Annotated in this window: 8 protein-coding genes; 1 reads left to right on the plus strand and 7 read right to left on the minus strand. The window is 62.0% G+C overall.

The window, feature by feature from the left end; translation table 11 throughout:
- Positions 1–167: 167 nt before the first annotated feature.
- Positions 168–1,463 (plus strand): glycine-betaine demethylase subunit GbcA, encoded by a 1,296-nt coding sequence (gbcA, locus tag HU767_RS07820; RefSeq protein WP_186729152.1) that lies wholly within the window; start codon positions 168–170, stop codon positions 1,461–1,463.
- Positions 1,464–1,591: 128 nt separating this feature from the next.
- Here gbcA and HU767_RS07825 read toward each other — a convergent pair whose 3' ends face one another.
- The 7 genes from HU767_RS07825 to dgcB form a co-directional block, all read right to left on the minus strand.
- A complete protein-coding gene (locus tag HU767_RS07825; RefSeq protein WP_186729153.1) occupies positions 1,592–2,836 on the minus strand; it encodes a metallophosphoesterase in 1,245 nt (414 codons plus the stop codon).
- 27 nt (positions 2,837–2,863) lie between these two features.
- On the minus strand, positions 2,864–4,732 hold the full coding sequence (locus tag HU767_RS07830; RefSeq protein WP_186729155.1) for a hypothetical protein: 1,869 nt from the start codon (positions 4,730–4,732) through the stop codon (positions 2,864–2,866).
- Positions 4,733–4,885: 153 nt separating this feature from the next.
- Entirely contained in the window at positions 4,886–8,338 is a 3,453-nt protein-coding gene (locus HU767_RS07835; RefSeq protein ID WP_186729157.1) for a GMC oxidoreductase, read from the minus strand.
- Between the two features lie 1,156 nt (positions 8,339–9,494).
- Positions 9,495–10,061, minus strand: coding sequence for a GNAT family N-acetyltransferase (locus HU767_RS07840; protein ID WP_186707137.1), 567 nt, complete (start codon positions 10,059–10,061; stop codon positions 9,495–9,497).
- A gap of 186 nt (positions 10,062–10,247) precedes the next feature.
- Entirely contained in the window at positions 10,248–11,018 is a 771-nt protein-coding gene (locus HU767_RS07845) for an electron transfer flavoprotein subunit beta (protein WP_186707136.1), read from the minus strand.
- A gap of 15 nt (positions 11,019–11,033) precedes the next feature.
- On the minus strand, positions 11,034–12,254 hold the full coding sequence (locus HU767_RS07850) for an electron transfer flavoprotein subunit alpha/FixB family protein (RefSeq protein WP_186729159.1): 1,221 nt from the start codon (positions 12,252–12,254) through the stop codon (positions 11,034–11,036).
- Positions 12,254–14,203 carry a dimethylglycine demethylation protein DgcB gene (gene dgcB, locus HU767_RS07855; protein WP_186729161.1) on the minus strand — a complete coding sequence of 650 codons (1,950 nt, stop codon included), beginning with the start codon at positions 14,201–14,203 and terminating at the stop codon, positions 12,254–12,256. Before dgcB ends, HU767_RS07850 begins: the two co-directional genes overlap by 1 nt.
- Positions 14,204–14,263 lie beyond the last annotated feature (60 nt).

Here is a 14,263-nt window from a genome sequence, read left to right on the forward strand (position 1 = left end):
GGGGCTAGCGCGTCGGGAACAGATTGGGCCATGTCGCCCATGGATAAGGTTGCGCCCCTGCGCGGCCCCACACTCGCCCCAACAGATAAACAAAGTTTTCTGCCTTGCGTAGCACAACCGATTAGTCATTTTTCGCCGGCCACAAAGATGGCCATGAGGATAAAACGATGGACGTCACCACTACCCTGAGCCTGGGCGATCCGCTGGAACCCGCACGCAAGGCCACCGCGCAAATGCTGCAGGAGCGCGAGCGTACCTTTTCGCTGCCGCAACCGTTCTACAGTGATGAGCGCCTGTTTGATATCGACATGCAGGAAATCTTCCAGAAAGAATGGTTGATCGCCGGCATGACTTGCGAGATCCCGGCCAAGGGCAACTACCTGACCCTGCAAGTCGGCAAGAACCCGATCATCGTGATTCGCGGCGCCGACGGTGTGGTGCACGCGTTCCATAACGTCTGCCGCCACCGCGGTTCGCGGCTGTGCACCAGCGAAAAAGGCAAAGTCGCCAAACTGGTCTGCCACTACCACCAGTGGACCTACGAGCTGGACGGTCGCCTGCTGTTCGCCGGCACCGAGATGGGCGCCGACTTCGACATGAAGCAGTACGGCCTCAAGCCGGTGAATGTGAAGACCGCTGGCGGCTACATTTTCATCAGCCTGGCCGAGAACCCGCCGGCCATCGATGACTTCCTGTCGACCCTGAACCATTACATGGAACCCTACGACATGGAAAACACCAAGGTGGCGGTGCAAACCACCTTGATGGAAAAAGCCAACTGGAAGCTGGTGCTGGAGAACAACCGCGAGTGCTACCACTGCAACGCCTCGCACCCCGAATTGCTCAAGACCCTGCTGGAATGGGACGACGTCACCGACCCACGGGCCGACCAGGCCTTCAAGGACCACGTGGCCGCTTCCGCCGCCGCCTGGGACGCCGAGAAGATTCCTTACGCCCACGCCAGCTTCGGCCTGCGCAACCGCATCGTGCGCATGCCGTTGCTCAAGGGCACCGTGTCGATGACCATGGACGGCAAGCAAGGCTGCGCCAAGCTGATGGGCCGCATCAAGAACCCGGACCTGGGCTCGATGCGCATCCTGCACCTGCCGCATTCGTGGAACCACTGCATGGGCGACCACATCATCGTGTTCACCGTGTGGCCGATCAGCGCCCAGGAAACCATGGTCACCACCAAGTGGCTGGTGCACAAGGACGCGGTCGAAGGCGTGGACTACGACGTGGCGCGCATGCGCGAAGTCTGGGACGCCACCAACGACCAGGACCGTCGCCTGGCCGAGGAAAACCAGCGCGGCATCAACTCCACCGCCTACCAGCCTGGCCCGTACTCCAAGACCTATGAGTTCGGCGTGGTGAACTTCGTGGACTGGTACAGCGAGCGCATGCTCAACAACCTGGGCGCTGAACCGGCGCCGTACCTCAAAGGTGTTCCAGTCCAGGGCTAAAAACTAAAAGCTTCGTCGGATCGCCGCCCGGAGCAAGCCCGCTCCCACAGTTGACCGAGTTTCTTCAGAAGGAATGAGATCGAATGTGGGAGCGGGCTTGCTCGCGAAGGCGGTCTAACAGCCGACGACTAATGTGAAGACCACCGCACACTGCCATCCTCCCCATAAAACGTCTCGACAATCTCCTCCCCCCTCAACTGCACCTTCACATACCCATTCAACACCCGCTCCGGATACGCCTCGTCCCCCGCCAATTCAGTTTCCGACCACAGCACCCGCGCATGCCCATTCAGCTCGCTGGTGGTGCCATAGGGGATCGCCCCATGCCCGGCGCAGCGCGCGTGCAGCCCGCCTTGTGGCGCGTAGCAGATGCCATTGTGCAAATGCCCCCAGTACCAGTAATCCGGCTCACGCCCCAGGGCGTCACAGACCGGTTGGTAGAGCGCAGTCTTGTTGTGCCCGGAAATATCGAAGCCCTGGTGATGACTGAGGACCATGAGCTTCTTGCGCTTGGGCAGGGTTTTCATCCACTCGATCTGCTGGGTGTTGAGGGTGCCGTCCATGTACAGGTTCATGGCGTCCGAGGCGTACGCACTGTCCAGGCCGACCACCAGCCAGTCATCGTTGTACAAGGCGAAATAACTGGTGCCCTGCTGCACCGGAAAACGCGCCGCCAGTTCCTTGAAGTAACCATGGGCGCCGCTGTACATCTCATGGTTGGAGTTGAGGGTGAACGAGCCGTGCTTGCCCTGGGGCCAACCGGCCATGTCGACGTCTTCCTGGGAGTGGGTGCCGGCGTAATACACATCGCCCAGGTGGATGGTGAAATCGGCCAGGGCCAATTGCATCTGGTTGGCCACCGCCACCGCCGGGGCGTGACTGTCGAACGGCCCGGTGCCCCAGTCGCCGGCAATGGCGAGCACAACGTCGTTGTCCATCTTCACCAGCGCCGGAGTAGTGGCGAACGGCGCGTGGTGGCGCAGGTTTTCGATCCATTTGAGCAGCGCCTCGCTCCACAGCAGATCCAACAGTTCCCATTTGCGACAGCCCAGTAACGTGCCGTCCTTGAGCACGCGGGTCGGCAACTCGTCTTCGCTTTGCGGCAGCGGCGTGGCGTTGCCGATCTTCAGGATCGACAAGCCGTGGGCCAGTTCCCAGGGCACGGCCGGTTCGTCGTCCGGCAAATCCCCGTGGTCGATGACGTGCCGGGCCTGGTCGTGGCCTCGCTGCAGCAACTTGACGATGGCCTGGAACTCCTCGGGCTCCAGGTCGTTGATGAGTTTCTTCCAGGACATCTCCAGCCGAGTAACCAACCCGTGCAGGCGGACCTTGACCTTGTCGAACTCATGTTCCCAATGGTGCAGTAATGACATGTGAACGCTCCTTCGTTTTGCCCTGGGCTACAGGGTTTTCATGAATTCGATCAGGGCCCGTTTGTCGACGTCCGACAACTGCGTGCCGTACAAATGGCCGCCGTTGTGATTGCCTTCCAGGCGGGTGTCGTATTTGAAATCCGCCGACGCCTTCATCTGCGCGCCGCTGGTGACGAAGCCGACCTTCTGCGGGTCGTAAATGTCGGAGCCGGTGTAGAACACCTGCGGACGCTGCTCCGGCGCTTGCAGCAGATCCCACAGGGTTGGCACCGAACCGTTATGCAGGTACGGCGCCCGCAACCAGATGCCGTCGGTCGGCGTGTTGCTGTAGCTCTGGGTCTTGCGATAGGCGCCAAAGTCGAACGGCGGTTTCTTGAAGCCGTGGAACGCCGACACCAGGCCCGTGGTGAAGGAATTCAGGCGATGGGGGTCGGTGCCCAACTGGTCGATGTTGGTGGTGACCTGGCCGGTGTCGCTGCGGCCGAAATCATGGCAGCTGGCGCAGTTTTTCTCCCAGATCGGTTTGCCCTGGGCGACTTTCGCCTGGTCCAGGGCGAACGGCCAAGCCGGCGCCTTGTGGCCCAGCAGCCAGTTGGTCACCCGGTTGAAACTCGGCGGTAATACCGATTCCGGCGTCGCGCCCACGGCCATGGCCGCTGCGTAGTTGCGTTCGTGGATCTTGTTGTTGTTGCCGTCCCAATGCAGGTACATGGATTCGCGAGGTTTCTGGTTCCAGACCTGGGGCAGGTCCACGGTGCCGATGGTGGAGTCATCCGGGAAGCCGAACACCACCATTTTGGTCGGGTTGAAGGTGTCGGTCCGCCCTGGCCCCTGGGCCGGACGCAGCTTCTGCCAGGCGTAGGCCTGTTTCTGCTTGAGCAACGCGCTCTTGGCCATCGGGATGATCAGGTAACGGTTGTAGAGCTTTTCAAAAAAGCCCAGCTGGAACTTGCCGTTGATTGCCGCCATCACCGCGTCGGGGGTGAATTTCGGGTCGCTGGCGCATTCGTAGGCGAACCATTGGAAGGCTTGCAGTTGCAAGGTATTGGCCGGCGCGGCGGCGACCGGCACCGCGACGTCACTGGCATTGGCCCGGTAGGAACCGGTGTGGCACAGGGCACAGTTCGGCTCCACGGTGGGGTAACCGAGCTGCCGCTTGGCCATGCCGATGGGTAGGTCGTTGCCGTTTTCATAGAGAAAACCGAATACCTCGTAGCCACCCGGCTTGGGCAGTTTTTCCGGGCACATCTGCGGCAGCACGGCGAACAGGTAGTAGGGAATCCGCGCCTCGATGCCCAGGCCGATGGCGGCGTATTTGTAATGGTCTTCGTCGGAGGCGAAGTCCGGCTGTGGCACCTCCCGGATCATCTGGTACCAGGTCTGGTAGCCGATGAACCCCAACAGCAACACCACCACCAACGTGCCGACCTTGAACCCGTGGCTCTGCCAGCGCAGCGCCCAGCCGGCGCGCCACTCCCGCCAACCGGCGCAGAGCAAGGCCAGCGGACGATTGGCCGCTGGGCTGCCCAGGTACAGCAGCACGCCCAGGATCAGGAACATGCTCAGGTCGCCCATCAGCATCGGCACGAACAGCTGGCCCTGGTTGTTGGTGTTGATCAGGTAAATCCAGAACACCACCGCCACCAGCCGCGACAGCACGCACAACCATGAGTGCACGACGAAATGCGGCGCGTTGAACCCCGAGGGCATGTAGAACAGGCTGATCCCCACCAGCAACATGCCGGCGTTTCCCAGCCAGGGATCGGACAATACGGGGGGCAGGCCGATCATGGACGTCAGCAACGCCGGCGCGAACAGCGCCGGGATCGCGAAGAACATGTTCATGACAATCCCGACCCAGATGATGCGTTGGAACCAGCGGATGTAAGTGTTCATGGCATCCTTTTCCTTATTCTTGACTCACCACAAAACCCATGTGGCGAGGGAGCTTGCTCCCGCTGGGCCGCGTAGCGGCCCCCAAGACTTCAAAAGCGACGACTGCTTCGCAGCCGAGCGGGAGCAAGCTCCCTCGCCACGGAGGGCAGTCAGCTAGCCCAACGCCGTCTTCTCCAGGTGCTCAAGAATGATCGGATACACATCCACCACCGCGTCCTTGCCGAACATGCAGTCGATATGACCGTAACCCTTCACTTCATGGCGGCTGAACAAATGCGGGCCGTGCATCTCGCACAACCGCTCGTAGGTCTTGAGGGTGCTTTGCGGCAGGTAGCACTGGTTGTCGGCGCCGCTGATGAAGCAGATCGGCAACTTCAACCGATCGAAATGCGGCATGTAGACGTCGTTGCCCTTGAAGTCCACCAGGTGCCCCTTGCGCACGATCAGCGCCAGGTGCTCGAAGGTCTGGATGTTCGACTCGCCGAACAGCTCATGCAGGTTGTCGTGCAGGGTTTCGTTGAGGGTGTCGTGGCGGTACAGCGACGCATACATGAACGTGATGCGATGGCAGACCGGGTTGGTGCAATAGCCCTGGGCCTCGATCCGGGCATAGCCGTTAAGGGCCTTGTCGTAGAGTTTGTTGAACCAGCTTTCCTTGGTGTCGGCGTAGGCCGTCATGGACTTGATGCCGATGGCATCGAGCATTCCCGGCAAATGCAAACCGGCCTTCAGACCGGTGGCGGTGGCGACCACCGTGTCGGCGGCGATCTGCGAGCAGACCACCGAGCGCACCCCTTGCAGCCCCGCCAGCATCGACATGAAGAAGGTCGTCGCGCCGTAGCAATGCACCACGCATTGCACGTCACGGGCCAGCGTCGCTTGCCGGATCTGCTCGATGGCCGCCTTGAAATCGTACTGGGCCACCTGGTCGCCGTTCCATTCGTTCTTGCTGGCCGGCAGCAGGATGCTCACCCGTAGATCCAGCAGCCAGACGTCGTACTCGTGCTTGCACAGATACTCCAGCAGGTTGGTGTGGATGGTGTCGGTGGAAAAGATGTTCGAGCCCACCCCCAAGCCATGGACCAACATCACCGGGCCTTTTTTGCCGGCCTGATAGCGGGTCAGGCGCAGCTCGACGTTGTCTTCGGTCGGGAAGAAATGCACCACCGGCGCCGGTGCATCCAATGGCCGTTTCAACCGGGGCGGCGCGTCCGGGTTGAAGTAGACGTCGCCTGCGAAGACGCCTCCGTAGCTCTCCCACAGGATCCCGGCGAAGAACTTGCCGAACCGCGCCAGTGCCTCCACGCGCTCACGTTCATTGCGGGCGTTGAGCACTTTCATGGTGGTCATCTGCTTGGCGAAGTCGGCCGGCAGGATGTGCATCACGCCGCAGCCGAGCACTGCGCCGGTCTTGTCCGGTCCGCGATACAGCGTGACGTACAAGGTGCTGGTGTCAGGCCAGATGTTCAGCACGCCGTTGTCCTCGGGCACGGTCTTGAAGGCGCTGAAGTAATAGTCGCTGCCGTCTTCGGCGGTCAGCTTCATGTCGTAGTTCATGTGCCGCACGCCGACCTGTCCCTGGTACTGCTCGAACAGATTGAACACCCCGTTGCTGGCGACCAGTGGCTTGGGCGACAGCAGCGGCGCATCGAGGGTGCCCACCAGGGTCGCGGCGTGTTCCGGCTCCTTGATCAAGCGATTGAGGTCGGCGGCGGTAATGGTCAGGGTAAATTCGATGGGCGAGTTGTCGGCCTTGCCACGCTTGGCCGACGCTTCGTACAGGCTCAGATCGGTGCCCTGGGCCTGGGTGAAGGCTGTGGAAAAGAAGCCCTTCATGGTTTCGGTGAACTGCACGCCGAGGGTCGGCGCCGCCACCGCTTTGCGCGGGGCCGAGGGCAGCGTGCAGTCGATGATCCAGCCACGGTCGGCCGCCAGCAGCCCCATGTTGCGTTCGCTCACCGCCGAAATGGTCAGCAGCGGATTGACCGCCAGGGAGGTGGGGATCACTGCGCCGTCGGTCACGTACAGGCCCGGGTAGACCTCGGTGCCGCTGGCGCCACTGAACACCTGGCCCTTGTGGTTGACCACGCCTTGCGTCGCATCCTCGCCCATCACGCAACCGCCCAGGGGATGGACCGAGACGATGCTGTGCTTGAGCAGCTTGGTCCAGATCGGGTTCTCGACCCAGATTCCGCCCAGGGCCTTGGTGCTCTGGTGCAGGCGCTCGTTGCCGAGGGTGACGTTTTCCTGTTCGCCGACGCCAGGCCAGTCGATGCGCAACTGGTCCTTGTGGTCGAGCAACATGCGGCCCTTGGCGTTGTCATGGCTCATGATCAAGTAGGTCTGCATGTTGTGCAGCGCGCCGTAATACGGCCCGCGCAGAAAGCTCTCGGCCTCCCGGCCCTTGTACTTGAGGCTGGCGCCGAAACCGGTGTCGGTGGGCACGCCGATCATCTCTGCAAACGCCGCCATGCTCGGCACCATGGCCCGGCCGAGGGCACCGGGAATCGAACCTTCCTCGATGACCATGCGGCTGCGCCAGTCGCCTTCAGTGCGCATGTCGATGATCGAGGTGATGCACGGCCCTACCGGTTCCAGTTCCTTGGCCGAATGGGCGCCGAAGCCGATGCCGTTGATCACTTGGTCGCAGTTGTGGCCGAACCCGAGGATGTCGCCGTTGCCGCTCATGTGCTCGCCCAACTGGCTGGACATGGCCAAGCCCTTGTCCCGCGAGCGCAGCATGATTTCGGTGGAGCCCAGAGTGCCGGCGGAGACCACGACGACATCGGCCCGCACGAACAACGTGGGCGCCGAAAACAGCTCGCGGCCGCTGTCCAGGTACTGAAAATGCACGATCCAGCCGTCACCGTCGCGCTCCAAGTGCCGCACCTCGGCCTGGCAGAAAATCTCCGTGCCGTGGTTCCAGGCATCCGGCAGGTAGTTCATCAGCGTAGTGTTCTTGGCCTTGTTGTTACAGCCCGAGACGCAATCGCCACAGCCATTGCAGGGCAACTGTTCAACGCCGACGTGGTTGAGGTTGTTGGGCAGCTTGTCGAAGGTCACGTTGATGGGGGGTGTGTAGAAGTGCGCGCCTTGCTTGAGGTAATCGGCTGATTTCTTGTGGGCGTCGAGCTTGGGCAGGTTCGGTGCCGACGCCGGGTAGGGATTGGGCTTGAGCATCTCCCGAGCCCGAGCGTAGCCGTCCTTGAGCAACGTGTCCTGGTGGTCCCGTACCGCCTGGGGCCAACGCGGGTCCTCGAACACGCCAGGCTCGGGCTCCAACGCGACGTTGGCATTGATCAGCGACGTGCCGCCCAGCCCACAACCGACCACCACGTTCTGCTGGGCGTTGACGTGCAGGTCGAACAGGCCGGTGCGCGAGCCGATGTGACCGTCGGGGTCATGGACCTGCAGTTCCTCGGTAGCCGCGAGCAGGGTGTTGGGGTATTCGCCAGGCTGGATTTCCCGGCCACGCTCCAGCAGGCACACCTTGCGTCCGGCCCGGGACAGGCGCGAGGCAGCAATGCCGCCACCGTAGCCGGAACCGATGACGACCACGTCGTAGTGCTCCTGGATATCACTGATGGGGGTTGAGATCCGTGTCATGTTCAAGTCCTCTCAGGCAGAAGGGGCAACTCTGCGGTTGCCTGCAAATCCACAGGCGCACAAACGCCTGGCCACTGTCCCGTGCAGGGTCCAGCGGCAGTCAACGGTGTTACAGGGGGAAAATCGGGTACTCGCTATAGACGCGCACGCTGATTGGTGGCGCGACGATGGATGCGCTTGTGCAACGAAGTGGGCGATGCCGGGACGCAGGTCTGTCGGGGGAGCGGGTGTGAGCGGGGAACCTTGCTATCCATCATGTGTTCTCCCTGAACCTGATGTGGATAAAGTCGCGATGTCCTTGTGCCATGGAAGTGAAGACAGGTGACAGGCTTGCGTCAAGGCAGTTCCTTAGAACTGTATGAAATTTGACCTATAGCGATGTGCGCTAGGCCAGCCGTGGCTTGCAGCGTTTGGCGAACAAGTTATCCACATGACCACCCACAGCAAATGGGGACAAGTGGGATAGGTCGGGAATTCTTTCAGCCGCAAAGTGAATAAAAACCGTGACTTATGGAAAACGACGGTTTGCCGACGCTATCGGTTGTTTTTTGACCAATACCCTGTAAGCCCTGTAATGCCTGGGCTGTAGCGGTGAGCGAACACCTTATCCACAGAAGCGCCAACAGTGTTTGGGGGTAAATTTGACGATTCTGTGGAAAACCCTTCGGACGGCATGTAAATCAAGGTTTTCCCGAGGTTTTCCTGATAAAAAAGATCGTTTGATCAGTTTATGATCAATTCACTGAACAGCCCGGCCTGTCTGGCTTGCAGCGTAGAGCGAACATCTTATCCACAGAAGCGCCAACAGAGATTGGGGGCAAGTTTCGGCTGAAAGGGATCGTTATTCACAAACAAAAGCCAATAAAAACCGTTGGTTAGGTTGGCTGTTTTTTGATCGCAGGCCTGGAGTGCCTGGTTTGCCTGGGGTGCCGCGAGGGGCGAACAGGTTATCCACAGAGGCGCGCACAGGGATTGTGGGTAACACTCGCTCCCATAATGTTTGGGCAGATACAAAATTCACATACACCATCAATCCTATGTGGGAGCGGGCTTGCTCGCGAAGGCGGTGTGTCAGATAACCCATCGCCGACTGACACACCGCCTTCGCGAGCAAGCCCGCTCCCACAAGGGGTTTCTGGTGAAGCCGCCACGGCGATCAAGGCCGATGCATGAGGTACGCCTCCCCCGTCACCCGAATCAACGGATGCGGGAAAACCTGACAGGTTTTGACGATATCAAAGCCCTGGCGCTCATAGAAACGCCGGGCGCCGGTATTGGCGGCGTAGTCGATCAGGCTCAGGCCTTTGAGCGCCAGTTGGTCGGCACGCTGTTGCGCCAACTCGAGAAAGCGCACGCCGAGCCCCTTGTTACGCCAGCCTTCATGCAGGGCCAGGCTTGAAATATAGAGGGTGTCGGGCACTTCCATGTCGGCGTAGGGTGCCAGGACCGGATCCGTCACCGGCGCCGCCAGCGGATCTTCGCGCGTGACATAACAGTGCATCATGCCGATGACCCGGCCATCCGCCTGGGCGACAAAACAGTTCTGGTAAGAAAAATCGACATTCTCCCGGGCATAACGAGCGGCCCCTACTTCCAATAGGTCCTGCCCTGGCTCCGCCAATTGGCTCCAGATGTAATCCGACGCACCCTCCGAAGAAATCCGGAACAGACGGGCGATCTCCCGTGCATCCATGGGCAAGGCCGGACGAAATTCAACTTCCATTGATAGGCTCCATTTGGCTGACGGCGGTTATCCACAAAGGGGCCCACAAGGATTGTGGGCAACACATATTTCACTTGTGGGAGCGGGCTTGCTCGCGAAAGCGGTGTATCAGGCAACCTTTTTCGTTGACTGATGCTCCCCTTCGCGAGCAAGCCCGCTCCCACAGGTTTTGTGTTGAGCCTGGGTCTAGCGAACCACCCCTTCCTCCACCAACAACTTGAGAATCGCCTCGGCCCCTGCCTCCGGGCTCACGTCCTTGAGCACTTGTCCGCCTCCGCCGCTGGCCTTGGCCGTGGCGGCTTTCATGCGGTCGGCGCCGCTCTTGGCCTTGATCACTTTCAAGCGCTTGGGCCGTGGCTTGGCCGGTTGCAGGGTGGCTACCGCCAGCAGCGTGTCGTCGATCACTTCGACCTCCTCGGCATGCAACGCTCCACGCCGGGCCGGGCCGTAGGCGCTTTGCCGAGGTTTTGGCGCAGCGTTATCCACAGTGGCCAGGAACGGCAGGCGCACTTTGAGACGTCGCCGTTGGCCGCGAGGCAAGGCTTGCAGCACCAGGGCCGCGCCGTTTTCGATGGACTCGACCTGGGCCAGCCCCACCACCAGCGGCCAGCCGAGGTTTTCCGCCAGCAAAAACGGCAACATGCCCGAGCCCTCGCCGGTTTCCGCCTGGCTGCCGGTGAGCACCACTTGGGCGCCAGCGTCACGCAGGTAGTCGGTCAAGGCCGGCAGGGCGTCGGCCCCATCGGGATTTTCCAGAACGTGGAGTTCCTCCAGGCCCATGCCCAGGTAGGCGCGCAGGGCCGGTTCGGCCACGTCGCCGGCGTGCAGCACTTGCAAGTCGTTGCCGGCCAGTTGCAGGCCCAGCTCCACGGCCCGGGCGTCCTGCTCGGCCCGTCGAGGTCGGCCAGAGGTCGGGTGGGCGCCGATGGAGACGAGGCTGATCACTTGGGTACTCATGAACGTTTCCTTAGCTTAAGCCGCATCGCGCTTGGCTTCGTTGCGGTAAGCCTCTACCGCCGCGATCAAGGCCTGGAGAATCGCCGCGCTGTCACCAATCACCGACAGGTCTGCCCGTTTGATCATGTCGCAGCCCGGATCGAGGTTGATCGCCACCACCTTGTCGCAGGCGCCAATGCCTTGCAGGTGCTGGATTGCCCCGGATATCCCCACGGCCACGTAGACCCGCGCCGTGACCCAGGTGCCGGACGCACCAACCTGGCGATCCCGGGCCATGAAACCATCGTCCACCGCCACCCGCGAAGCGCCTTCGGTGGCGCCCAGGGCGGCGGCGGTCTGGTGGAACAGCGCCCAGTCCTTGACCCCGTTGCCGCCGGAGAAAATGAATTCGGCCTCGGCCATCGGGATCGCACCCGGGTCCACGGCAACCGCGCCAAGGTCTTCGATGCGCGACAAGCTGCGGGCCACGCTTGTGGATAACTCCACCGGCAAGGCTTCGTGACGGGTTTCGCTGACCGGCTCGGCGCATTCCGCCGCCGCCAGGATCAAGCGCGCCAACGGCCGGGCCAAGTCTTGCAGGCCCGCACCGGCGCGGCCGATGCATTCTTCGCCCTTGACCTGCCAGACCCGCGTGGCCGGGCGCTCGCCCAGGGCTGCGGCAAAGCGCCGGCCCAATTCACCACCGCCGCTGCGACTGTCAGGCAGCAGCCAATGGCGTGGGTTGAACTGGTTATCCACAGCCCGCAAGCCCTGAACGCGTTGCTCCGGTGCATAACCGCTGAACTCTTCGCCATCGAGCACCAGCAAGCGGTCCACGCCTGCGGTGGCGAAAGTGCTTTCCTTGTGCTCGCCGAAGACCACCGCCAACACCGAGCCGTCGCTGCCGGCCAACTGATGGGCCAGGCCCAGCAGATCGCGGTCGTGACTGCTGAGGCGGCCACCGACCATGTCCGGGACGACGCAGATGTGGAACGCCGGTTGCGGCACCTGATGCAGCGGCAATTGCACTTCAACGGCAGCGGTGCGTTTGCTCGCCCCACCTTGCTGGGCACCGCTGCGATCAATCCGTTTGATCCCATTGGGGCCGATGAAACCGACGCCATGGACGTTTTTGCGAATGACGCCGTTGGGCCCCATCCAGCTGTGCTGCACCGGTTGCATGGCTGCGTGCAGTGGATGCAGGCGGTTGCGGGCGATCCACTCGGCGCGAGGGTCGCGGCGGATGATGTCGCTCATTAATGCACCTCCGCGGGTTCACGTTTGGCCGGGGCCACGGGCTTGCTCGGGGCCGCGTCTTCCAGCAGCGCATCGGCTACCAGTTCGGCAATGTCCTTGATCATCGGCCGTGGTTCGACCACACCTTCCAGCATCGCGGTGCATTGTGGACAACCCACGGCCACCAGTTCGGCACCGGTTTCGCGGATGTCGTCCATGCGCATGTCCGGGATGCGCTGCTTGCCCGGGATGTCGGTGATCGGCGCGCCGCCGCCACCGCCGCAGCAACGGGAACGGAAACCGGAACGCTGCATCTCCTTGACCTCGATGCCCAGCGCCCGCAGCACTTGGCGCGGCGCCTCGTATTCGCCGTTGTAGCGGCCCAGGTAGCACGGGTCGTGATAAGTCACGCTGTCGCCCTTGTGCTGGCCAAGGTTCAACGCGCCGGCGTCGATGATTTCCGCCAGGTAGGTGCTGTGGTGCTGCACCAGATAGTTGCCGTCGAAGGCGCCGTATTCGTTTTTCAGCACATGGAAGCTGTGGGGGTCGCAGGTGACGATGCGGTTGAAGCTGTATTTGGCCAGGGTCTGGATGTTGCGCTTGGCCAACAGTTGGAACGTCGCTTCGTCACCCAGGCGCCGGGCCACGTCGCCGCTGTCGCGTTCTTCGAGGCCGAGCACGGCGAAGTCGATCTTCGCCGCCTTGAGCACTTTGACGAAGGCGCGCAGGGTCCGCTGGTTGCGCATGTCGAAGGCACCATCGCCAACCCAGAACAGCACGTCGGTGGATTTCTTCTCGCTGAGCAGGTTCAGGTTCAGGTCCGCCGCCCAGTTCATCCGCCCACCCGGGGCGAAGCCGCCAGGGTTGTCGGTGGCGATGAGGTTTTCCAACACCTCGGCGCCCTTGTTCGGCGTGGCGCCTTTTTCCAGGGTCAGGTGGCGGCGCATGTCGACGATGGCATCGACGTGCTCGATCATCATCGGGCATTCCTCGACGCACGCCCGGCAGGTGGTGCAGGACCAAAGGGTCTCGGCATCCACCAGGCCGTTGACGATGGGCTGGTGCGGGTTGCCGCTGTGCTCACCGACAGGTTTACCTGGGTAAGGACTGCCGGCGAATTTCGCATCGGTGCCGCCGGCCAGGCCGACGACCATGTCCTGGATGAGTTTCTTCGGGTTCAGCGGTTGGCCGGCGGCGAACGCCGGGCAGGCCGCTTCGCACTTGCCGCACTGCACACAGGCGTCGAAGCCGAGCAGTTGGTTCCAGGTGAAATCCTTGGGTTTTTCCACACCCAGCGGTGCGGTCGGATCATTCAGGTCCAGCGGCTTCAGACCGGTGGAACGACCGCCACCAAAGCGCTCGGCGCGGCGGTGCCAGGCCAGGTGCAGGGCACCGGCGAAGGCGTGCTTCATCGGCCCGCCCCAGGTCATGCCGAAGAACAATTCCGATACGCCCCACAACACGCCGACACCCAGGATCGCCGCCACCAGCCAACCACCGAAGTTTTCCGGCAGGATGCCCGCCACCGGCAAGGTCACCAGGAAGAACGACGCCGAGAAGGCCAGCAGGCTTTTCGGCAGGCGCATCCACGGGCCTTTCGACAAACGCGCTGGCGGGTTGCGCCGACGCAGGTACATGAAGATCGCGCCAACGAACATCACCGCCGACATCAGCAGCAACGCATAGCCGAGGAAGCGGTTATGCAGGCCAAAACCGTGGACCAGGATCGCCAACACAATCGACGCCACCGCCCCACCGGCCGTGGCGACGTGGGTGTTGGCAATGTATTTGTCCCGCGCCACCACATGGTGCAAATCCACCATGTAGCGCTTGGGCATGGCAAAGAGGCCACCGATCAGGTCGACCTTGGCCGGTCGTCCCCGGCGCCACATGTTCATCCGCCGCAAGGCGCCTAGGGCCGCGAGGCCGAGGGCTGCGAACAGCAGGATTGGAAGAAGGGTGTTCAACATAGGTGTTGCTCCCAAAGACCTCAGGGTCTTGCAGGTCGAGATGCCTTACTCGGTCACTGT

This window comes from Pseudomonas sp. SWRI179 (assembly GCF_014268705.1).
Lineage (GTDB): Bacteria > Pseudomonadota > Gammaproteobacteria > Pseudomonadales > Pseudomonadaceae > Aquipseudomonas > Aquipseudomonas zanjanensis.